Here is a 21926-nt window from a genome sequence, read left to right as displayed (position 1 = left end):
GGCCCTGACCGAGCGCCCCGGCGCGGTGCTGCCGCCGGCCGACCTCGACGCCGCGCGCGCCGCCGCCAGCGCAGCCGCCGGGCGCGACATCGACGACAACGACCTGGCCTCTTGGCTGATGTACCCGAAGGTATTCGCCGATTTCGCCCGCCACCAGCGTCAGTACGGCGACGTTTCGGCGCTGCCGACCCCGGTGTTCTTCAACGGCCTGGCCGAGCGCGAAGAAATCGCGGTCGCCATCGACGCCGGCAAGACCCTCGCCGTGCGCCTGACCGGCCGCACCGAGGCCGACGACGCAGGCATGGTCAAGCTGTTCTTCGAGCTGAACGGGCAGCCGCGCCCGCTCAAGGTCGCCAAGGCCGGCCTCGCCGCGCCGCAGCGCACGCGCCCCAAGGCCGAGGACGGCAACCCCGCCCACCTGCCCGCGCCGATGCCGGGCGCGGTGGTGATGGTCGCCGTCGAAGCCGGCCAGGCGGTGAAGAAAGGCACACCGCTGCTGTCGATCGAGGCGATGAAGATGGAAACCGTGCTGAGCGCCGAACGCGACGCCACCATCGCCCGCATCTGCGTCAAACCCGGCGACCAGGTGGAAGCCAAGGACCTGCTGATCGCGTTCGCCGACGCCGGAAGCGGCACGGCCACGGAAGCGGCATGAACGCCCTTCACCACCACGCAGCCGCGCCGGCCCGGCGCCAGGCCGGCCCATGGAGAACCACAGGCATGAACGACGACGACCTGCTGCGCCCCCGGGCGCTCTACGAAGCCATCGCGGACTCGGTGCGCGAACGCATCTTCACGCACGAACTCGCGCCGGGCGCGGCGCTTGACGAGGCCGCGCTGGCACAAGGCTACGGCGTCAGCCGCACGCCGGTGCGCGAGGCGCTGAAGGTGCTCGCCCACGAAGGCCTGGTGCAGCTCGAACCCCGCCGGGGCTGCTGCGTGGCCCGGCTGGACGCGCACGATGTCGACGACCTGCTCACGGTGCTCGACCTGCTCGAAATCCACCTGCTCGAGGAACGCGCAGGCGCGGCCGGCCACGTCCCGGCCAGCACGCCGCCCACCGGGCACGGCGCCAACCGCTATGCCGCGGACGTCATCGTCCGCCTGCGCGAAAAGCTGCGCCTGGCGCTGGGCCCCGCGTTCAGCGACAGCGAAGCGATGCTGTTCGAGCGCATCCGCGCCGAACTCGACGCAGCGCTCGCCGCCCACGACAAGGCGGGCTCCGCAAGGCTGTACCGCCGCTTCGCCACCGCGCGGCGCAAGCTGGCCTGCGGCACGCACGCCTGCGTCGCGGCAGCGTGACACACCCGTCCTGCACGGCTGTTGTCCCTGATCAAATCGAGCGCATCCAGGGGTCTATATACTGCTCGGGCAAGTCTTTTCACCCACCCTGGGAGGACGCACCATGAGCATGATGAAAGCAACGGTTTTCGTGGCCCCTGGCCGTATCGAACTGGTGGACAAGCCGATTCCCGAGGTCGGCCCCAACGATGCGCTGATCCGCATCACCACCACCACGATCTGCGGCACCGACGTGCACATCCTCAAGGGCGAGTACCCGGTGGTGCCCGGCCTCACCATCGGCCACGAGCCGGTCGGCGTGATCGAAAAGCTGGGCAGCGCGGTGCAGGGCTACACCGAAGGCCAGCGCGTGATCGCCGGGGCGATCTGCCCGAACTTCAACAGCTATGCGGCACAGGACGGCGCGCCCTCGCAGGACGGCAGCTACCTGATCCCCAGCGGGCAGTGCGGCGCCCACGGCCACAAGGCCACCGCTGGCTGGCGCTTCGGCAACATGATCGACGGCGCCCAGGCCGAGTACGTGCTGGTGCCCGACGCACAGGCCAACCTCGCCCCGATTCCCGACGGCCTCACCGACGAGCAGGTGCTGATGTGCCCGGACATCATGTCCACCGGCTTCAAGGGCGCGGAGAACGCCAACATCAGGCTCGGCGACACCGTGGTGGTGTTCGCGCAGGGGCCGATCGGCCTGTGCGCCACCGCCGGCGCGCGCCTGCTGGGCGCGACCACCATCATCGCGGTGGACGGCAACGACCACCGCCTGGGCATCTCGAAGGTGATGGGCGCCGACGTGACGCTGAATTTCCACAACTGCGACGTGGTCGACGAGATCATGAAGCTCACCGGCGGGCGCGGCGTCGATTCGTCGATCGAGGCCCTCGGCACACAGGCCACCTTCGAAGCCGCGCTGCGCGTGCTCAAGCCCGGCGGCACGCTGTCGAGCCTGGGCGTGTACTCCAGCGATCTGAGCATTCCGGTGTCGGCCTTCGCCGCCGGGCTGGGCGACCACAAGATCAACACCGCGCTGTGCCCCGGCGGCAAGGAACGCATGCGCCGGCTGATGAACGTGCTGGCCGCCGAACGCCTCGACCTGGGCGTGCTCGTCACCCACGAATACCCGCTCGACGACATCGTCTCCGCCTACGACCTGTTCGCCAACCAGCGCGACGGCGTGCTGAAGATCGCCATCAAGCCCTGATCGTCCCCCTGCAGCCGCAGTGACGAGCGCCTGGCCCTTGCGGACCGGGCGCTCTTTTTTTGCCACAGGGCGCCCCCGACTCCGCTCAGGCCCGCGCCACCGGCATGCGGCACGCCTGTACCCGCCAGCGCCGCACGCCGCGCCGCGCCAGGCTGGCGCCCAGGCGGCCGAGCTCATCGCGGCCGAACAGGCCGTCATGCCAGGTGGTGCGGCACTCGTGGTCCACGCCGCTGGCAAGCAGCAGCTCCAGCGAGCGCGCCACCCGTTCGCCGCTGCCCGGCGTGGCGGTGACGGCGTCGTAGTGCGTGGCCGGTGCCTTGATGTCGAATCCCACCCAGTCGAGCAGCGGCAGCACCGCGGCGAGGCGTTCGGGGTACATGCCGGCGGTGTGCAGCGCGGTTTCGAAGCCCATCGCCCGTACCGCGCTCAAGGCCCCCGGCAGCGCCGCCTGCAGGGTCGGCTCGCCGCCCGAAAACACCACGCCGTCGAGCAGCCCGCGGCGGCGTTCGAGAAAATCCAGCACCGACTGCCACGAACGTTCCGCCGGTGCGTCGGGCGGAATCAGGTGGGGGTTGTGGCAATAGCCGCAGCGCCACGGGCAACCTTGGCAGAACACCACGGCGGCGAGCCGGCCGGGGAAGTCGATGGTGGTCAACGGCGTGAAGCCGCCGACGCGCAGGCCCTGCATCGCTGCGGGCTCAGCGGTCCAGCCCGCAGCGCCCCTCGGCAAAGAAGCGGCGTTCGGCGTGCTCGCCCTTCTTGCCGGTGTTGAAGCTGGCGACCGGACGGTGGTAGCCCATCACGCGCGTCCACACTTCGCAGGGCTGGCGTTCGTCGTCGCTGAGGGTGATGACGTCGGCGAGGTGCCGGGTCTCGGTGGCGGAATGCATGTTCATGGCGGGTTCCTTACGATTGGTTGGGTGGGTGGTGGTTCGTTGTGCCCCTGTGGGGCGGCCCCCTCTCAGGCCGCGAGCCGCGCCCGCTTGGCGGCGAGGCGCTCTTCGTCGCACTTCGGGCAGAAGGCGTGCTCGCCGGCCAGGTAGCCGTGCGTCGGGCAGATCGAGAAGGTCGGCGTCACGGTGATGTAGGGCAGGCGGAAGTTCTCCAGCGCGCGGCGCACCAGGCGCTTGCACGCCTCGCCGCTGGACAGGCGCTCGCCCATGTAGAGGTGCAGCACCGTGCCGCCGGTGTATTTGCGTTGCAGCGCCTCCTGGCGCGCGAGGGCCTCGAACGGGTCGTCGGTGAAGCCGGCGGGCAGTTGCGAGGAATTGGTGTAATAGGGCTGCTCGGCGCTGCCGGCCTGCAGGATATCCGGCCAGCGCTTCTTGTCCTCGCGGGCGAAGCGGTAAGTGGTGCCTTCGGCCGGGGTGGCCTCCAGGTTGTACATGTGCCCGGTTTCTTCCTGGAAGGCCGTCATGCGCACGCGCACGTGGTCGAGCAGGCGCACGGCGAAGGCGTGGCCCCATTCGGTGGTGACGTCCTCGGTGTCGGCGCTGAAGTTGCGGATCATCTCGTTGATGCCGTTCACCCCCAGCGTGGAGAAGTGGTTGCGCAGCGTGCCGAGGTAGCGCTTGGTGTAGGGGAACAGACCCTGGTCGATGAGGCGCTGGATCAGCTTGCGCTTGATCTCCAGGCTGTCGCGGCCGATTTCCAGCAGGCGGTCGAGGCGGGCGAACAGGCCGGCCTCGTCGCCGCGGTGCAGATGGCCCAGGCGTGCGCAATTCACCGTGACCACGCCCAGGCTGCCGGTCTGCTCGGCGCTGCCGAACAGACCGTTGCCGCGCTTGAGCAGTTCGCGCAGGTCGAGCTGCAGGCGGCAGCACATCGAGCGCACCATGTTGGGCTGCAGTTCCGAGTTCACGAAGTTCTGGAAGTAGGGCAGGCCGTACTTGGCGGTCATGTCGAACAGCAGCGCGGCGTTGTCCGACTCCCAGGGGAAATCCGGGGTGATGTTGTAGGTCGGGATGGGAAAGGTGAACACCCGGCCCTTGGCGTCGCCGGCGGACATGACCTCGATGTAGGCGCGGTTGATCAGGTCCATCTCGGCCTGCAGGTCGCCGTAGCTGAAGGGCATTTCCTCGCCGGCGATGATCGGGATCTGCTCCTTCAGGTCGTCGGGGCAGGTCCAGTCGAAGGTGAGGTTGGTGAAGGGCGTCTGCGTGCCCCAGCGCGAGGGCACGTTGAGGTTGTAGATGAGTTCCTGGATGTGCTGGCGCACCTCCTCGTAGCGCATGTTGTCCTTGCGCACGAAGGGCGCCATGTAGGTATCGAAGGACGAGAAGGCCTGCGCCCCCGCCCATTCGTTCTGCATGGTGCCGAGGAAGTTCACGATCTGCCCCACCGCGCTGGACATGTGCCTGGGCGGGCCGGCCTCCACCTTGCCCGGCACGCCGTTCAGGCCCTCGTGCAGCAGGGTGCGCAGCGACCAGCCGGCGCAATAGCCGGACAGCATGTCCAGGTCGTGGATGTGGATGTCGCCCTCGCGGTGCGCGGCGCCGACCTCGGGCGGGTAGACATGCGACAGCCAGTAGTTGGCGGTGACCTTGCCGGCCACGTTGAGGATCAACCCGCCCAGCGAATAGCCCTGGTTGGCGTTGGCATTGACCCGCCAGTCGGCGCGGGTGAGGTATTCGTTGACCGAGGCTTCCACGTCCACCTGCACCTTGCGCTCGCCGCGCAGCATGGCGTGCTGCTCGCGGTAGACGATGTAGGCACGCGCGGTGGCGGTGAGGCCGTCGGCGATCAGGGTTTCCTCCACCACATCCTGGATCTGCTCGATATGCACCGCATGGCGGCCGAAGCGGTGGCCGAGCACGCGCAGCACGCGATCGGTGAGGCGGGCCGCCTCGGCGGCCCCGTACTCGGCCGTGGCCCTGCCTGCGCGCTGCAGCGCGGCGCGAATCTTGCCGGCGTCGAAGGGCATGCGGCGGCCATCACGCTTGACGACCTCGCGGGAGAGCAGGTCCGAACCAGTGAAATCACGCATCTCTTTCGCCTCTTCATACTAAATATGGGCGAAATTCTATTTTCACTACTACATATTGATTTGATTTACATCAATCAAACGTGCATGAGCCCTGATCGAATTCATGCCAATCAACTATCCGGCGTGCGCAAGATTCCATCAGGCCTGGGCTGGCGGCTCGGGATCGCGCCGGAGGGCGGGCAGCGCGGCCCAGGCGGCGGCGCTGCCGACGGTGCAGGCGACGCCGCCGGCCAGCAAGGCAGTGGACACGGCGAAGCGGCGGGCGACATAGCCCATCTGCAGGCCGCCGAGCGCCGGCCCCAGCGTCGATTGCACCAGCCAGAACGCCGAGACGCGTCCGCGCAGCGCATCCGGCGTGTGCTGCTGGAGCAGCGCGCCGCGCACGATGTCGCCGACCGTATCGGCCATGCCGGCCAGTGCCAGACAGGCCAGCATCGCCCACAAGCTGCCGGCGAGCCCAGCGGCGGCCACCGCCATGCCCCACAGCACCGCCATCGCCGCCAGCACGCGGCCGGGACGCTGCAGGCTGCGCGTCCAGCCGGAAGAAAGCGCGGCCGCCAGCGCGCCGAGTGCCGGCGCCGCGTGCAGCACGCCGGCCAGGGCGGCATCGCCGCCGAGCGTTTCGGTGGCGATCTGCGGCAGCAGCACGAAAGGCATCGCCAGCAGACAGGCGGTCAGGTCGAGCAGCAACATGCCGCAGATCATCGGACTGCGCCGGATGAAGCGCAGGCCGTCGCGCCATTCGGCCGCCGCGCCGGGCGCACGATCGGCCGCCTGCGCGGGGCTCAGCTGAGGCAGCCGCGCGAGCAGCAGCGGCGTGAGCGCCGATGCGACCATCACCGCCGCATAGCATCCCGCGAGCCCGCTGCCGGCAATCAGCGCGCCGGCCAGGATCGGGGCGAGCAGCGCCGCGAGCTGTGCGGAAATGGCGCTCAGCGCGCCGGCCGCGGCAAGCTGCTCGCGCGCCACCATGGACGGCAGCGCGGCCATCAGCGCCGGCGCGCCGACGCCGCTGCTGAGGCCGCCGGCCAGCGCCGCGACGTAGATGAGGCCAACGTGGGCCTGCGGCAGCAGCGCGTTGCCCAGCAGCAGGCCGACCACGCCGACATAGGCGATCCGGCTGCCGACCATCAGCGTGCGGCGGTCGTGCCGGTCGGCCAGACGGCCGCCGAACACCAGCCCGGCAAGCTGCCCGCCGGCCAGGCAGAAGCCGACCAATGCCACGTGCAGGGACGAGCGCGTCAGGCCATAGGTCTGCCACGCCACCGCGACGGCGTTGATGCCGTACACCATCAGCGCCACGCTGCGCGCCAGGTAGAGCAGGCGGAAAGCCGGGCTGGCACGCAGCGGGGAGGTATCCACGGCGAAACGGGCGAGGCGGGACGAACGCCCCAGCCCTTGCGGGGCCGCCCCTCCCGGCCCGGGACAGGACGCCTCTGCCGCTGCGGGGCGGGCGGCGTCACCCGGCGCCGGCTCAGTCACTTTCGGGCGCGTGCTTGAACTCGGTCTCGCTGCGTCCGCGCCGCCAGTAGGCCACCACCAGATGCTCGGCGGCGCTCAGGCCGCGCTCCTTGCGCAGGTAGCCGCGCACCGCGCGGAAGGCATCGAACTCCAGCCCCGCCCACACGAACAGCCGCGTGCCGGCCTCCGGCCACGCCACCGCGCGCACCCCGTCCGCCAGCAAGGTGGTGGTGCCCGGCGCATGGGCGCCGCGCAGCAGCCAGCGCAGCTCGATGCCGGCAGGCGCGCGCAGTTCCAGCCGGCCGCTGTCGTCCTGGACTTCGATCAGCGCCACCCCGCGCGCCGATGCCGGCAGGTTTTCCAGGATGCGGGCGATGGCGGGCAGCGCGGTTTCGTCGCCGGCGAGCAGAGTCCAGTCGGCCTCGCGCGCACCCAGCCCGCCCGGCCCGCGCATGCCGACCAGGTCGCCGGGGCGGGCGCGCTGCGCCCAGCTGCCGCCTGGGCCGGCGGGTTCGTGCACCACCATGTCGATGTCCAGCGTGCCGGCTTCCAGATCGATGTGGCGGATGGTGTAGGTGCGCGCATCCAGCCGCTTGTCGCCCTCGGGCATGCGCGGCAGGCCGTTGTCCGCCAATGTCGGCCACTCGGGCGCGGTGTCGCCGGGCTGCGGCAGCAGCAGCTTGCAGTGCAGGTTGGTCAGGCCGGCATAGCGTTCGAGGCGCTCGCCGGCCAGCGTGATGCGGCGCATGCGCGGCGTCAGATCGCGCGCGGCAATGACCCGCAGCACGCGGAACGCCGGCGATTCGCGCAACTGGCTGCCGTCGCCCTGCCAGCGGATTTCGCTCGCTTGTGGGGAGAATTCCAGCACATGGCTGGCCACGATCACCTTGAGGTCGTGCAATGCATCCAGCGTAGCGGCTTCGATGCGGATGTCGAGCCGCTCGCCGTCAACACGGATGCGCGCGCATCCGTCGTGGATGGAAAGGGCCCAGTCCGCACCGTCGCGCTGGAACTGGAAGCCATGTTCGCGCACGTGTTCGCCCAAGCGCGTCAGGGTGTCTTCGGGGGCGGGCAGGCGGACGTGCGCCTGCGCGGCAAGCTGGGTCATGATGGAACGCTCCGCGGTCGAGAGGAAAAGAATCAGGTTCGTGGGGAGCCGGCCGGGCCGTCGACGAGCACCACCGTGCGGCCGTGCTCGCAGCGCTGCACGCGCGCCTCCACGCCGTACACGGCACGCAGCATGTCCGGGGTGAGGGCCGTCTGCGGCGTGCCGCAGGCGTGCAGGCAGCCGCGATCCAGCACCAGGATGCGGTCGGCCCACTGCGCGGCCAGCGCCAGGTCGTGCAGCACCGCGATGACCAAGTGGCCGTCGTCGGCCAGCCTGCGCACGGTGTTCATCACCCGCCACTGGTGGCGCAGGTCGAGCGCGCTGGTGGGCTCGTCGAGCAGCAGGATGGGGGAATCGCGCGCGATGGCCTGGGCCAGCGCAGCGACCTGGCGCTGGCCGCCGGAGAGCTGGTCCAGGCGCCGCAGGGCGAGGTCGTCGATGCCCAGGCGTTCGAGCACCGCGATGGCGGCAAGCTGTGCCTTGCCGGCAGGAAGATCCTGCGCCTGCATGGCGGTGAGGGTGACTTCCAATACGTTCAGCGCGGCGGTTTCCGGCAGGCTCTGCGGCATGTAGCCGATGGTGCGCGCCAGCGCGGTGGTGGACAGGGCGAGCAGGTCCTGGCCATCCCAGCGTACCTGGCCGCTGGCCGGCACCAGTTGCGCGAGCGCGCGCAGCAAGGTCGATTTGCCGGTGGCGTTGGGGCCGACCAGGGCCACCAGCTCGCCCGGCAGCAGCGGCGGCAGGCTCAGGTCGCCGAGCACGGGGTGGTTGCGGTAAGACACGGTGAGATGCTGGATTTCCAGCATCGGGCCGGCGTGCGGAAGGGTCATGACTCGGAAGGGCTCATGGATTCATCTGCGTCGATGGCGCCGGGTGATCAGCGCCAGGAACACCGGCAGGCCGACCAGCGAGGTGGCGATGCCCACCGGCATCAGCACGCCGGGCACCAGGGTCTTGCTGATCACCGAGGCCAGCGACATCAGCAGCGCGCCGCACAGCACGCTGGCCGGCAGCAGGAAGCGGTGGTCCTCGCCGACCAGCAGGCGCGCCATGTGCGGGCCGACCAGGCCGACGAAGCCGATGGTGCCGACCAGTGCCACCGCCGTCGCCGCCAGCAGGCTGGCGCGCACCAGCGCCCACAGGCGCAGGCGGTCGACGTTGACGCCGAAGCTGCGCGCACGGTCGTCGCCCAGGCGCAGCGCGGTGAGGCGGCGCGCGGCGCGCCAGGAAAAGGGCATGGTCGCGGCCAGTACAGCCGCGAGCAGGCCGACGCTGGGCCAGTCGGCGCGCGCCAGGCTGCCCATGGTCCAGAACACCAGTTGCTGCAGGGCGTCCTCGCTGGCGACGAACTGCAGCAGCGAAAGCAGCGCGCCGGCGGCGAAGCCGATGGTGATGCCGAACAGCACCAGGGTTTCCGGCCCGGCATGGTGGGTGCGCGCGAGCACCTGCAGGAGCAGCAGCGCGCCGAGTGCGAACACGAAGGCATTGGCCGGCACCAGCCAGGACAGGTCGAAGCCCGGAATGCCCACCCCGAGCACGATGGCGAGCGCGGCGCCGAGCGCCGCCGAGGACGACACCCCCAGGGTGAAGGGCTCGGCCAGCGGGTTGCCGAGGATGGTCTGCATCTCCACGCCGGCCAGCGCCAGCGCCATGCCGACCAGGATCGCCAGCACCGCGATCGGCAGGCGCACCTCCCACAGGATCACGCGCTGCCCGCGCGCCAGGCTTTCAGGATCGAACAATCCGCGCAGCGCGTCCGCCAGGCCGAGCGAGGACGGGCCGCTGACGAAGTCGGTAAGCGCGCTGGCCAGCGCGACGATCAGCAACAGGGCCACCGACGCCCGGCGCCGCCGCATCAGCCGGCGGTAGCCATCCAGAGTTCGCAGCCCAGCCGCCGACACCGCGGCGGCCGGCTTGGCTCCATCCGCATGCATCATCGGGTGCTCCGGCTGGGGGCGGGAAAGCCGCCGGGCCGGGCCGGCGCGTTCGTCCAGAAGGTGCCGCGCAGCGGGGTGGCGAGGAAGCGGGCGTTGATCTCGTCCAGCGTGGCCTGCGGGTCGATGTCGGCGTACAGCTCCGGCAGTACCCACTTGGCGACCGCTTCGAGGGCGACGATGCTCAGGCCGCCGGTGAGCGGGAACCAGATGCCGTGGGCGCGGCCGTCTTCCACCGCGCGGATGCCGGACATGCCCTTGCGCGCCAGCACGCGGCCCAGCGAAGCCTGCGCGGCGGCCGGCGTAGTGCTGACGCCGAGCACCAGCCCGCCGCGTTCGGCGAGATGGGCGCCGCCGACGCCGATGTACACCTCCGGCGCCTGTTCGAGCACGTACTCCAGGCTCAACTGGCCGAACATGCCGGGCAGCACGCCCTCGCCGATGTGCCGGCCGCCGGCGGCGCTCACCAGGTCGCCGATGTTCTCGCCGCTCCCCACCGACGAACAGCAGGCGGCGCTGCCGGCGTGCGGTTCGAGCAGCACCGACGGACGCCGCTGCACCGTCGCGGCGCGGCTGCGGATGCGCTCGAGCCGCGCCTGGAAGAAGGCGGCGTAGGCTTCGGCCTGTTCGCCGCGGCCGATGAGCACGCCCAGGCGGCGCAGTCCGTCGAGCGAATCGGCGGCACGCAGGCTGGGGGTCAGGCGCAGTACCGCAACGGCGACGCCGGCCGCCTCCAGTTGCCGGATCAGTCGTTCGGCGGCGTTGAAGCGCGGGTGCAGCACCACCAGATCGGGCTGCAGCGCAATCACCCGTTCGAGCGGGAAGTTGTTCGGATCGTCGACGCTGAGCTGCAGGATGTCGTCGAACGCGGGGTCGGCGGCGCGCAGCGCGGCCAGCGTGTCCGCGTCCAGGCGCCAGCGGTTCCACGCCACCAGGCGCTGCGCCGGGCGGTCGTCGATCAGGGCGAGCGCGATGAAATCCGAGGTATCGGTCAGCACGACGCGCTGGGCGGGCTGCGCCAGCGCCACGCGGCGGCCGGCCTGGTCGGTCACCGCCACCTCTGCTGCCGCCACTGCCGCCCCCAGCGACAGCGCGGACAGCAGGCCGACCAGGCCGGCACGCAGCACCACGGAAAAGCGGCGCATGCCCATCAGAAGCTCGCGTTCAGCGCAACCCACAGGCGGCGGCCTTCATCCTGCAGCCAGTTGCCGTCCAGCCCGGTGGCGCGCGTGCGGTCATCCACCGCCACCATGCGGTCGGTGACGTTGAGCAGCGCGAACTTGAGTTTCAGCGCGGAGGTGAAGACGTACTGCCCGCCGACGTCCAGCGTGGCCGAGGCCGGGCGCTCGCGCACGTTCATCGCGCCGTTGCGGAAACCGGCCCAGTACGACTTGCCGTAGTAGTTGGCGCGCAGGTAGGCGGAGAAGGCGTCGCCGGGGGTCCAGTCGAGCTGTGCCTTGACCATGTGCTCGGGCGTCTTGTCCAGCGGTTCGCCGTCGAGCGAGCTGTTGTCGAAGGAGAATTCGCCGCCACCCTCGCGCTTGGACTTCACGTAGGTGTAGTTGCCGTCGAAGCTCAGCGTGCGGGTCAGCGGGAAGTTCAGCGCCATTTCCAGGCCGCGGATGGTGACGTTGTCGATGTTGTCGTAGACATAGATGGTGCGGGACGGCATGCGCGGATCGATCACGCCGGTGTCGTAGCTGGCGACCTTGTTCTTGAACTCGTTGTTGAACACCGTGGCGCTGAGGCTGGCGCGCGGCGCCCATTGCCAGGCCACGCCGAATTCCTGCGTCAGGCTGGTTTCCGGATCGAGGTTGGGGTTGCCGCACAGGTTGCCGCGACTGGGCGTGTTGCCGCCGGTGGTCATGCAGTAGCCCGCCACGCTCTGGCGCAGCGTGGGCGCCTTGAAGCCGCTGGCGACACCGCCGCGCAGGTTCCATGCGTCGTCGAGCTGGTACACGCCGTACAGGCGCGGCGACCAGTGCGAGCCGTAGAGGTCGTGGTGGTCGAGGCGGGCGCCGGCGGTCAGCGTGAAGCGCTCGGTGAGGAAGAAGTCGTCTTCCACCGACAGCGCCCACGAATCGATGTCCACCTCGTCCACATTGGGCGCCGGGAAGCCGGGGATGGCGTCCTGCTGGCTGATGCCGCTGACGCTGCCGCGCTGGTACTGGGCGCCGAGGCGCAGCAGGTGGCGGGTGAAGGGCAGCGACAACTGGCCGTCGAGCACGGTGTTGGTCACCTCCGGGCGGGCCACGTTGCGCGTGCCGTCGGTGTAATCGACCTGCTTGCCGATCTCCTGGCTGAGCGCCACGCGGGAGTTGCCGAAGGACCAGCGCCCTTCATGCGTCAGGGCGACGTGGTCGCGGCTGTGGCGGGTTTCGGTGGCCGCCGCGGTGGCCGCGATGGAGTGGCCCGGCTCGCGCAGGTAGCTGAAGGTCTCGGTGCCCAGGTCCAGGGTCAGGTCCTGGCGGTCGCTCAGCTTCGCGCTCAGCTTGGCGCCGACCGAACGGTCGCGCTTGCCGTGGGCGCCGCTGACGAAGGGACGGGCATAGAAGAGGTCGTCCTCGTAGCGGCGCAGATACTGGCCGTAGAGCTGCAGGCCGAGCGCGTCGGCCTTGATCGGCCCGCCCACCCAGAAGTCGGCCTGGCGGCTGTCGCCCAGGTCCGAGTGCTCCTGCCGGGTCGCGGACAGCGTGAGCGATCCATGCCACTCGGCCGGCACCTTGCGGGTGATGATGTTGACCACGCCGCCCATCGCATCGGCGCCGTACAACGTGCCCATGGGGCCGCGCACCACTTCGATGCGCTCGATGGCGTCGAGCGGCGGCAGGAAGTTGGCCTGCACGCCGCTGGTACCGCGGTTCATGGTCTCGCGGGTGTTCTGCCGCTTGCCGTCGATCAGGATCAGCGTGTATTCGCCGGGCATGCCGCGGATGGAGATGTCGCCTGAATTGGGGCTCTCGCCCTTCACGGAGATCCCTTCCAGGCGGTCCACGGCCTCGGCCACGCTGCCCGCCGGCAGCTTGTCGAGTTCCTCGCGGGTGATGACGGAGATCGACGCCGGCGCGTCCTTGACCATCTGCTGCTTGCCGCTGGCGGAAACGACGACCGCGCTCAGCATGCTGTCTTCCTGGGCGTTGACCAGGGCCGCGCTGGCCATCACGCCGATGGCGGCCAGGATGCGGACGGAAAGCAGGCCGGGCGCGCGGCGGCGCGGCATGGCGGGAATGCGTGCGGAAGTGTCGGCGATGGTTTTCATGAGCGTGGGGACCTTCGGATGCAATGGCGTCGCACGGGGGAGACGGCGTGGAGGAAACGGGCGGCACGCGGCGGGTGGCCGTATGCTTCGGCTGGCATTTCAGCACCGGCCGCTTTCCCCGTGGTTTGCCGGAGACGCGCGGATGTTTGCGCGGCGCGCGGTATCGTCAGATGCGCGCACGCACCAGCTTGGGCGACAGGCCGAAGCGGCGCTTGAAGGCGGTGGCGAAGTTGGCGGCGCTGTTGTAGCCCGCCGCGTGCGCGGCCTGGGCCACGCTCAGGCCGCGCTGCTCCAGGTCGATGCGCGCCTTGTGCAGGCGGGCGTCGCGGCGGAACTCGGCGATCGAGGTGCCGTAGGCGGCGCGGAAATGGCGCTGCAGCGCGCTCGCGCTGAGCCCGGCCCAGCGGGCGATGTCGTCCAGGCTGAGATCCAGCGCCTCGTCGCTGGAGAGGAATGCGCGCAGGCGCGCCAGGCGCTGGTGCTCGCGCGGCGGCAGGCTGGTGTGGCCGCCCTGCCCCGCCAGATTGCTCAGGGCTTCGTGCGCCAGCTCGATCGCGCGGCTGCTGATCAGCAGCCGGCCCATCGGAGCCGGGGCGGCGGTCAGCTGCAGCAGTTGCTCGGCCAGGGCCACCGCGCGCGGCGACGGCTGCCACGGCTGCACCGCCAGATTGCGGCTGAGGAATTCGCGCACGCCGGGATCGGTCTGCGCATCGTCCAGCCCCTGGCGCTGCAGCCAGTCCGAGGACAGGAACAGGCTCACCTTGCGTTCGTGCTTGCCGCGCTGCCAGCGCCGCTCGTAGGTTTCCAGGTGCGTGGTGCCGACCATCATGCCGCGCGGACAGCGCTGCCGGCCCGCAGAAAGGTCGACGTGGCTGGAGCCGAAGGAGACGTCCACGCTGCCGGCCAGCAGCACGGTGACGCGCAGGCCGGGCGCGGCCGAAACCCTGGAGCGCAGATCGCGCAGATCGCAGTTCTGCGCGCAATGCACCTCCAGGCCGTCCTGCGCGTCCAGGCGGGATACCCGTCCGGCGAGCACCGGCTCGTCCGGCGCCATGCGCGCGCCGACGAAATGGTAGTCCCCCCCGCAGAAATCGCCGGCACGCATCATTCCGGGCAACAAGAGAAAATCGCGGGCACTTGCGCTGCCCTTCGCTGGATTCATGGTCATCGATGCGTCCGGTCGGCTGGACCGCCAGCCCGGCGGATCGATCCGGACGGCTGGCGGGTGCGGCGGCGCTTCAGTCCGGGCAGCCCCTGGCACGTCCGGCGATCGCGCTAATAACGATAACCATTATTATTTACTTTCGTGGAGGCCTCTGCAATCCCGCGCGCACGACCCGCCATCCGGTTCTTCTAGCGCACGACCTCCGCATCCCGCTCGAAGCGGTACGACACCAGGGATTCGACATCCACGCCGGTTTCCAGCGCCTTTCCCGCCGGCGGGAAGGCGCGCTGCACGCAGTCGGCGCGCGGACAGACGCGGCAGCCGGGGCCGATCGGCACCACTTCGTGCGGCGCGGCCAGGTCCAGCCCGTCGGCGTAGACCAGCTCCCGCGCATGGGACAGTTCGCAGCCCAGACCGATGGCGAAGGACTTGCGCGGCACCCGCCAGCCGCCGCCGCCGCGCCCGATGCTGCGGGCGATGCCGAAGAAGCGCGTGCCGTCGGGCATCTCGGCCACCTGGGTGAGGACGCGACCGGGCTGGGTGAAGGCGTCGTGCACATGCCACAGCGGGCAGGCGCCGCCATGACGGGCGAAATGGAAGGCCGTCGCGCTCTGGCGCTTGGAGATGTTGCCGGCCTGGTCCACACGCACGAGATAGAAGGGCACGCCGCGCGCGCCGCTCCGCTGCAGTGTGGACAGGCGGTGGCAGACGGTCTCGAAGCCGACGTGGAAGCGCCGCTGCAGCGCCTCGATGTCGTAGCGCGCGGCGCGCGCGGCGGCGAGGAAGTCGCCATAGGGCAGCAGCAGCGCCCCGGCGAAGTAGTGCGCCAGCCCCTGGCGCGCCAGTGCGCGGGTCTGCTCGTCAGCGAAGCCCGCCGCGGCGATCTCGGTCTCGATCAGGTCACGGTGGGCGATCAGCGCCAACTGGGTGGCGATCTGGAACGCCTGCTGGGCGTCGGACAGATGCGCCGCCACGGCCAGGCGCCGCCGCCGCGCATCGAAGCGGCGCAGCGCGCCGTCGTCGGCCATGTCGCCGAGCCCTTCGACGTCGACGCCATGCTCGTCGTACAGCACCTTGCGCAGCGCGGCGGCGCGCTCGCCCGGCAGCAGCCGCCCCCTGCCCGCCCGTTCCTCGGCCAGCGCATCCAGCGCCCCGATGTGGTTGTCGCGCCGGTTGAAGAAGTCGCGCACTTCCTCGTGCGGCAGCGGCGCGAGCAGCGTGGGCAGTTGGTCGCCGTAGAAGCGATCGACCACCTGCGCGTACTCGTCCTGCAAGCGCTGGTGGCGCTGGGCCAGGCCGACGAGGGCGGTGGCCAGTTCGGGCACCTGCTCGACCATGCGCACCAGTTGCGCCTGGCTCACGCCCTCGCCCGCCAGCATGCGGTCGCGGAACACGTCCCGCAGCTCGCCGAGCAGGCGGCGGTCCTGTTCCTCCGAGAAATCGCCCACTTCGCAGTCGAAGACTTCGACCAGCTTGAGCAGCACGGTGGCGCTCACCGGGCGCTGGTTGTTCTCCAACTGGCACACGTAGCTCAGTGAAATGCCCAGCCGGGCGGCCATCGCCGCCTGGTTCAGGCCTGCCTGCTCGCGCAGGCGGCGCAGGCGGGCGCCGATGAACAGCTTGTGGTTCAAGTCTTTGTCTCCTTGTTCACAGCATTTGCAGATTCATGCTTTCCACTGCGAATTTATTTACATCATTTCTCTTTTACATCAATAGCTTATTGATGATCAGGAGGTCTGTAAATACGATGCGGAAGAACGCGGCGCCCTGGTCCGCGGATCCGCAACGAACACCGGAAGGAGACATCCGATGAGTAAGGCCCAAAACACCACCATCCCCACCGTCAAGCTGCTGATCGGCGGCGAATTCGTCGAATCGCGCACCACCGAATGGCGCGACGTGGTCAACCCCGCCACCCAGCAGGTGCTGGCGCGCGTGCCGATGGCAACCGCGGATGAGCTGGACGCCGCCGTGGCCGCGGCCAAGAAGGCCTTCGCAAGCTGGAAGAAGACGCCCATCGGCGCGCGCGCGCGCATCTTCCTGAAGTACCAGCAACTGATCCGCGAAAACATGAAGGACGTGGCGGCGATCCTCACCGCCGAGCAGGGCAAGACCCTGCCGGACGCCGAGGGCGACGTGTTCCGCGGCCTGGAGGTGGTGGAGCACGCCGCCAACGTCGGCACGCTGCAACTGGGCGGGCTGGCCAACAACGTCGCCACCGGCGTCGACACCTACACCCTGCTGCAGCCGATCGGCGTGTGCGCGGGCATCACCCCGTTCAACTTCCCGGCGATGATCCCGCTGTGGATGTTCCCGATGGCCATCGCCTGCGGCAACACCTTCGTGCTCAAGCCTTCCGAGCAGGACCCGCTGTCCACGATGCGGCTGGTGGAGCTGGCGGTGGAAGCCGGCATTCCGCCGGGCGTGCTCAACGTGGTGCATGGCGCGGTCGACGTGGTCAACGGCATTTGCGACCACCCGGACATCAAGGCGGTGTCCTTCGTCGGCTCGACCCGCGTCGGCACCCACGTCTACAACCGCGCCAGCCTCTCCGGCAAGCGCGCGCAGTGCATGATGGGGGCCAAGAACCATGTCGTCGTGCTGCCCGACGCGCACAAGGAACAGACCCTCAACGCCCTCGCGGGCGCCGGCTTCGGCGCCGCCGGCCAGCGCTGCATGGCCTCGTCGGTGGTGGTGCTGGTCGGCGCGGCCGCGCAATGGTTGCCGGAACTGGTCGAGCGCGCCCGCGCGCTGAAGGTCAATGCCGGCCACGAGGCGGGCACGGACGTCGGCCCGGTGATCTCGCGCGCGGCCAAGGCCCGCATCCTGGAGCTGATCGAGGCCGGCGTGCAGGAAGGCGCGACGCTGGAACTGGACGGCCGCGAACCGCAGGTGCCCGGCTACGCCGACGGCAACTTCGTCGCGCCCACGCTGTTCTCCGGCGTCAAGCCCGGCATGCGCATCTACGACGAGGAAATCTTCGGCCCGGTGCTGTGCACGATGGCGGTGGACTCGCTCGACGACGCCATCGCGCTGATCAATGCCAACCCCAACGGCAACGGCACCGGCGTGTTCACCCAGTCGGGCGCGGCGGCGCGCAAGTTCCAGGAGGAGATCGACGTCGGCCAGGTAGGCATCAACGTGCCCATCCCGGTGCCGGTGCCGCTGTTCTCCTTCACCGGCTCGCGCGCCTCCAAGCTGGGCGACCTCGGCCCCTACGGCCAGCAGGTGATCCTGTTCTACACGCAGACCAAGACCGTCACCGCGCGCTGGTTCGACGACGGCGTGGCCGCTCCGGTCAACACCACGATCAGCCTCAAGTAAGCCGACCCGGAGCACCGCCATGGACTTCGAACTCTCCGAAGACCAGTGCGCCTTCCGCGACACCGCGCGCGAGTTCGCCCAGCGCGAATTCGCGCCCCACGCGGCGCGCTGGGACGCTGAAGGCATCTTCCCGCTGGAAGCGCTGCACCACGCCGGCGAACTAGGCTTTTGCGGCCTGTACGCGCTGGAGGCGCACGGCGGCCTCGGCCTGCCGAGGCTGGACGCCAGCATCGTGTTCGAGGAACTGGCCGCCGCCTGCCCATCGACCACTGCCTACCTGACCATCCACAACATGGCGACCTGGATGGTGACGCGCTTCGCCCGCCCCGAAGTCGCGGCCGAGTGGGGGCCGCGCCTGGCCTCCGGCGAACTGCTGGCCTCGTACTGCCTCACCGAGCCGGGCGCCGGCTCGGACGCGGCCTCGCTCGCCACCCGCGCGCGGCGGGAAGGCGAGCACTACGTGCTCGACGGCGCCAAGGCCTTCATCTCCGGCGCCGGCGCCACCGACGTGCTGGTGGTCATGGCGCGCACCGGCGAGGCCGGGCCGAAGGGCATCTCGGCCTTCCTCGTCGCCGCCGACAGCCCCGGCATCGAGTACGGCAAGAAGGAGCACAAGATGGGCTGGAACAGCCAGCCCACGCGCAGCATCACCTTCGACTGCGTGCGCGTGCCGGCCGCCCAGCTGCTCGGCGAGGAAGGCGAAGGCTTCGCCATCGCCATGAAAGGGCTGGACGGCGGGCGCATCAACATCGCCACCTGCTCGGTGGGCGCGGCACAGGGCGCATTGAACGCGGCGCTCGCCTATGTCCACGAGCGCCACCAGTTCGGCCGCCCGCTGGCTGACTTCCAGGCGCTGCAGTTCAAGCTCGCCGACATGGCCACCGAACTGGTCGCCGCGCGCCAGATGGTGCGCCTGGCGGCCAGCCGGCTCGACGCCGGCGCGGCGGACGCCACGCTGTACTGCGCCATGGCCAAGCGCCTGGCCACCGACCTGGGCTTCTCGATCTGCAACGAGGCGCTGCAGATCCACGGCGGCTACGGCTACATCCGCGAATACCCGCTGGAACGCTACCTGCGCGACGCGCGGGTGCACCAGATCCTCGAAGGCACGAACGAGATCATGCGCGTCATCATCGCCCGCCGCATGCTCGCAGAACACACCATGGAGACCCCACGATGAGCACGCACACCTACCCTGGCCTGGTTCTCGAAAAACAGGGCCACACCGCCGTCCTGACGCTGGACAACCCGCCGGCCAACACCTGGACGCAGGAAAGCCTCGCGGCCCTGGTCGAGGTGGTCGGCCTGCTGAACGACGACCGCGAGATCTACAGCCTGGTGGTCACCGGCCAGGGCGGCAAGTTCTTTTCCGCCGGTGCGGACCTCAAGCTCTTCGCCAGCGGCGACAAGGCCGTGGCGGCGGGCATGGCGCACTACTTCGGCCTCGCCTTCGAGACCCTGTCGGCCTTCCGCGGCGTGTCGATCGCCGCGATCAACGGCTACGCCATGGGCGGCGGGCTGGAATGCGCACTGGCCTGCGACCTGCGCATCGCCGAGGAACAGGCGGTGCTGGCGCTGCCCGAAGCGGCCGTCGGCCTGCTGCCGTGCGCGGGCGGCACCCAGTGGCTGTCCTGGCTGGCCGGCGAAGGCTGGGCCAAGCGCCTGATCCTGTGCGGCGAACGCCTGGACGCGGCGACCGCGCTGCGCATCCGCCTGGTGGAAGAGGTCACCGGCCGTGGCGAAGCGCTGACGCGCGCGCTGGAACTGGCGCACGCGGTCGAAAAGCAGAGCCCCACCAGCGTCGCCGCCTGCAAGCGCCTGATCCAGGCCGCGCGCGCCACCCCGCCGAGCCAGGCGCTGCCCGGCGAACGAGCGGAGTTCGTCAAACTGTTCGACACTGCCGACCAGCGCGAAGGCATCGCCGCCTTCCTCGAAAAACGCGCCCCGCAGTGGCGCAACGCTTGAAAAGGAACGAACGAATGAACGACTGCGTGATCCTGCGCGAATTCTCCACCGCCTGCGGCCGGCGCTTCGGCCATGCGACGCTGAATGCGCCCAAGAGCCTCAACGCCCTGTCGCTGGACATGATCGACCGCCTCGCGCCGCAGCTCGACGCCTGGGCGGCCGACCCCGCCATCGTCGGCGTGCTGCTCGACGGCGGCGACAAGGCCTTCTGCGCCGGCGGCGACGTGGCCGCGCTCTACCATGCGATCAAGGCCGCGCCCGAAGGCGAGGCGCCGGCCGAGGCCAAGGCCTTCTTCGAACGCGAATACCGCCTCGACCACCGCATCCACACCTACCCCAAGCCCGTCGTCTGCTGGGGCCAGGGCATCGTCATGGGCGGCGGCATCGGCCTGATGGCGGGCGCCTCGCACCGCGTCGCCACGCCCACCACCCGCATGGCGATGCCGGAGATCACCATCGGCCTGTACCCGGACGTCGGCGGAAGCTGGTTCCTGCGCCACATGCCGGGGCACACCGGCCTGTTCCTGGCGCTCACCGGCGCGCCGCTCAACGCCGCCGACGCGCGCTTCGCCGGGCTGGCCGACTTCATCGTCGACGACGCCGAACGCGCACGGCTGCCCGCGCTGATCGCCGACACCCGCTGGGACGCGCCGGACGCACCCGGGCGGAGCAACCACGCCCGTCTCGGCGCGCTGCTCGACCAGTTGGCCGCCTGCGCCAACGTGCCCGCTTCGCCGCTGCGCGCCCACTTCGACCGCATCGAAACCCTGATCGGCCACGACGGCCTGGCCGGCATCGCCGCCCGCCTGACCGCGCTCGCCGAGAATGCCGACCCCTGGCTCGCCGCCGCCGGCAAGACCTTCGCGCGCGGCGCGCCGAGCTCGGCGCGGCTGTCATGGGCGCTGTGGCAGCGCACGCGCCACCTGTCGCTGGCCGAGGTGTTCCGCACCGAATACCACGTCTCGGTCGCCGCCACCGCCCACCGCGATTTCGCCGAAGGCGTGCGCGCGCTGCTCATCGACAAGGATCGCAGCCCGCGCTGGCAGTACGCCACGCTGGACGCCGTCCCCGACGAAGCCGTCGAGGACCACTTCAAGCCGCGCTACAGCGGCCCGCATCCGCTGGCCGATCTCGGCCTCTGACCCCGCCACGCACACCCCCGCCGCCACCTCCCCGCGCCACGGCCACGGGGACGCGGCGGCGGACCATACACCAAGGAGACGCCTACCCATGAGTACTCAAACCATCGCCTTCATCGGTCTCGGCAACATGGGCGGACCGATGGCCATCAACCTCGCCAGGGCCGGCCTCACCGTGCAGGCCTTCGACCTCGACGCCGCCGCCTGCGCGCGCGTCGCCGAACACGGCGCCCGCATCGCCGACTCCGCCCGCGCCGCGGCGGAAGGCGCGGACGTGGTCATCAGCATGCTGCCCGCCAGCCGCCACGTCGAAGGGCTGTTCCTCGGCAATGGCCATGAACCCGGCCTGCTCGCCGCCCTGCCCGCCGGCACCCTGCTCATCGACTGCAGCACCATCGCCCCGGCCAGCGCGCAGAAGCTGGCCGCGGCCGGCCAGGCCGGCGGCATCGCCGTGCTCGACGCGCCGGTCTCCGGCGGCACCGCCGGCGCCGCCGGCGGCACGCTGACCTTCATGGTCGGCGGCACGGCGGACGACCTCGCCCGTGCCGAACCCATCCTGCGCCGCATGGGCCAAAACCTCTTCCACGCCGGCGGCGCCGGCGCCGGACAATCGGCCAAACTGTGCAACAACATGCTGCTCGGCATCCTGATGGTGGGCACCAGCGAGGCACTGTCGCTGGGCCAGTCACTCGGCCTGGACCCGGCGGTGCTGGCCGGCATCATGAAGGTCAGCTCCGGCGGCAACTGGGTGCTGGAAAAGTACAACCCGGTGCCCGGCGTCATGGAAACCGCGCCCGCCGCGCGCGGCTACAGCGGCGGCTTCGGCACCGACCTGATGCTGAAGGACCTCGGCCTCGCGCTGGAAGCAGCCATCGCCAGCCGCAGCCCGGTGCCGCTGGGCGGGCTGGCCGAGTCCCTGTACGCCGCGCACAGCCGCGCCGGCAACGGCGGGCTGGATTTTTCCAGCATCATCGGGCTGCTGCAGGCGCGAGGGGGCTGAATCCGGACAGGCGGAATCACGGCCCATGGCCGGGGTTCCGCCCGCCATACGGCATCAACCGCTCCATCTGCCAAGCCTTCCGCAT

Annotated in this window: 19 protein-coding genes; 8 read left to right on the top strand and 11 right to left on the bottom strand. The window is 70.3% G+C overall.

Annotated elements, in window-relative coordinates; all coding sequences use genetic code 11:
• From C666_RS09195 to C666_RS09185, 3 genes are all read left to right on the top strand, one after another.
• On the top strand, positions 1–655 hold a 655-nt coding region (locus C666_RS09195; RefSeq protein ID WP_004337330.1), incomplete at its 5' end, for a biotin/lipoyl-containing protein.
• A gap of 65 nt (positions 656–720) precedes the next feature.
• Positions 721–1302, top strand: coding sequence for a winged helix-turn-helix domain-containing protein (locus tag C666_RS19325; protein ID WP_004337328.1), 582 nt, complete (start codon positions 721–723; stop codon positions 1300–1302).
• Between the two features lie 103 nt (positions 1303–1405).
• Positions 1406–2500 carry an NAD(P)-dependent alcohol dehydrogenase gene (locus tag C666_RS09185; RefSeq protein WP_004337326.1) on the top strand — a complete coding sequence of 365 codons (1095 nt, stop codon included), beginning with the start codon at positions 1406–1408 and terminating at the stop codon, positions 2498–2500.
• An 85-nt stretch (positions 2501–2585) separates the two neighbouring features.
• Here the strand turns inward: C666_RS09185 and C666_RS09180 are convergent, their stop codons facing one another.
• From C666_RS09180 to C666_RS09130, 11 genes are all read right to left on the bottom strand, one after another.
• Positions 2586–3188: an anaerobic ribonucleoside-triphosphate reductase activating protein gene (locus tag C666_RS09180; protein WP_004337324.1), complete on the bottom strand. Its 603-nt coding sequence runs from the start codon at positions 3186–3188 to the stop codon at positions 2586–2588.
• A gap of 10 nt (positions 3189–3198) precedes the next feature.
• Positions 3199–3396, bottom strand: coding sequence for an anaerobic ribonucleoside-triphosphate reductase (gene nrdD / locus C666_RS09175; RefSeq protein ID WP_004337323.1), 198 nt, complete (start codon positions 3394–3396; stop codon positions 3199–3201).
• 65 nt (positions 3397–3461) lie between these two features.
• On the bottom strand, positions 3462–5486 hold the full coding sequence (locus tag C666_RS09170; protein WP_004337322.1) for a ribonucleoside triphosphate reductase: 2025 nt from the start codon (positions 5484–5486) through the stop codon (positions 3462–3464).
• A 138-nt stretch (positions 5487–5624) separates the two neighbouring features.
• Positions 5625–6968: an MFS transporter gene (locus tag C666_RS09165; protein ID WP_157280487.1), complete on the bottom strand. Its 1344-nt coding sequence runs from the start codon at positions 6966–6968 to the stop codon at positions 5625–5627.
• Positions 6961–8055, bottom strand: a complete 1095-nt coding sequence (locus tag C666_RS09160; protein WP_004337320.1) for a siderophore-interacting protein — start codon at positions 8053–8055, stop codon at positions 6961–6963. Before C666_RS09160 ends, C666_RS09165 begins: the two co-directional genes overlap by 8 nt.
• A 32-nt stretch (positions 8056–8087) precedes the next feature.
• Positions 8088–8885 (bottom strand): ABC transporter ATP-binding protein, encoded by a 798-nt coding sequence (locus tag C666_RS09155; RefSeq protein ID WP_004337319.1) that lies wholly within the window; start codon positions 8883–8885, stop codon positions 8088–8090.
• A gap of 21 nt (positions 8886–8906) precedes the next feature.
• Entirely contained in the window at positions 8907–9992 is a 1086-nt protein-coding gene (locus tag C666_RS09150) for a FecCD family ABC transporter permease (protein ID WP_004337318.1), read from the bottom strand.
• Positions 9989–11140, bottom strand: coding sequence for an ABC transporter substrate-binding protein (locus C666_RS09145; RefSeq protein ID WP_004337317.1), 1152 nt, complete (start codon positions 11138–11140; stop codon positions 9989–9991). The genes C666_RS09150 and C666_RS09145 overlap by 4 nt, the downstream gene beginning before the upstream one ends.
• A complete protein-coding gene (locus C666_RS09140; protein ID WP_004337316.1) occupies positions 11140–13248 on the bottom strand; it encodes a TonB-dependent receptor domain-containing protein in 2109 nt (702 codons plus the stop codon). The genes C666_RS09145 and C666_RS09140 overlap by 1 nt, the downstream gene beginning before the upstream one ends.
• Positions 13249–13414: 166 nt before the next feature.
• On the bottom strand, positions 13415–14416 hold the full coding sequence (locus C666_RS09135) for a helix-turn-helix transcriptional regulator (protein ID WP_028791921.1): 1002 nt from the start codon (positions 14414–14416) through the stop codon (positions 13415–13417).
• A gap of 185 nt (positions 14417–14601) precedes the next feature.
• A complete protein-coding gene (locus C666_RS09130) occupies positions 14602–16044 on the bottom strand; it encodes a short-chain fatty acyl-CoA regulator family protein (RefSeq protein ID WP_004337311.1) in 1443 nt (480 codons plus the stop codon).
• Between the two features lie 178 nt (positions 16045–16222).
• Here C666_RS09130 and C666_RS09125 point away from each other — a divergent pair, with 178 nt between their 5' ends.
• The 5 genes from C666_RS09125 to mmsB all read left to right on the top strand — a co-directional run bounded on the left by C666_RS09125 (position 16223) and on the right by mmsB (position 21841).
• Positions 16223–17737, top strand: coding sequence for a CoA-acylating methylmalonate-semialdehyde dehydrogenase (locus C666_RS09125; protein ID WP_004337310.1), 1515 nt, complete (start codon positions 16223–16225; stop codon positions 17735–17737).
• Positions 17738–17756: 19 nt separating this feature from the next.
• The gene (locus C666_RS09120; RefSeq protein WP_004337308.1) at positions 17757–18917 is read left to right on the top strand and encodes an acyl-CoA dehydrogenase family protein; all 1161 of its coding nucleotides are present in this window, start codon (positions 17757–17759) and stop codon (positions 18915–18917) included.
• Complete coding sequence (locus tag C666_RS09115) at positions 18914–19702, top strand: enoyl-CoA hydratase (RefSeq protein ID WP_004337306.1); 789 nt, start codon at positions 18914–18916, stop codon at positions 19700–19702. The genes C666_RS09120 and C666_RS09115 overlap by 4 nt, the downstream gene beginning before the upstream one ends.
• 14 nt (positions 19703–19716) lie before the next feature.
• A complete protein-coding gene (locus tag C666_RS09110; RefSeq protein WP_004337304.1) occupies positions 19717–20844 on the top strand; it encodes an enoyl-CoA hydratase/isomerase family protein in 1128 nt (375 codons plus the stop codon).
• Between the two features lie 88 nt (positions 20845–20932).
• Positions 20933–21841 (top strand): 3-hydroxyisobutyrate dehydrogenase, encoded by a 909-nt coding sequence (gene mmsB / locus C666_RS09105; protein ID WP_004337302.1) that lies wholly within the window; start codon positions 20933–20935, stop codon positions 21839–21841.
• The last annotated feature ends 85 nt before the right edge of the window (positions 21842–21926 follow it).

This window comes from Thauera linaloolentis 47Lol = DSM 12138 (genome assembly GCF_000310205.1).
Classification (GTDB): Bacteria; Pseudomonadota; Gammaproteobacteria; order Burkholderiales; family Rhodocyclaceae; genus Thauera; species Thauera linaloolentis.
The sequence above is the reverse complement of the archived record's forward strand: the minus strand, read 5'-3'. Positions and strand labels throughout refer to the sequence as shown.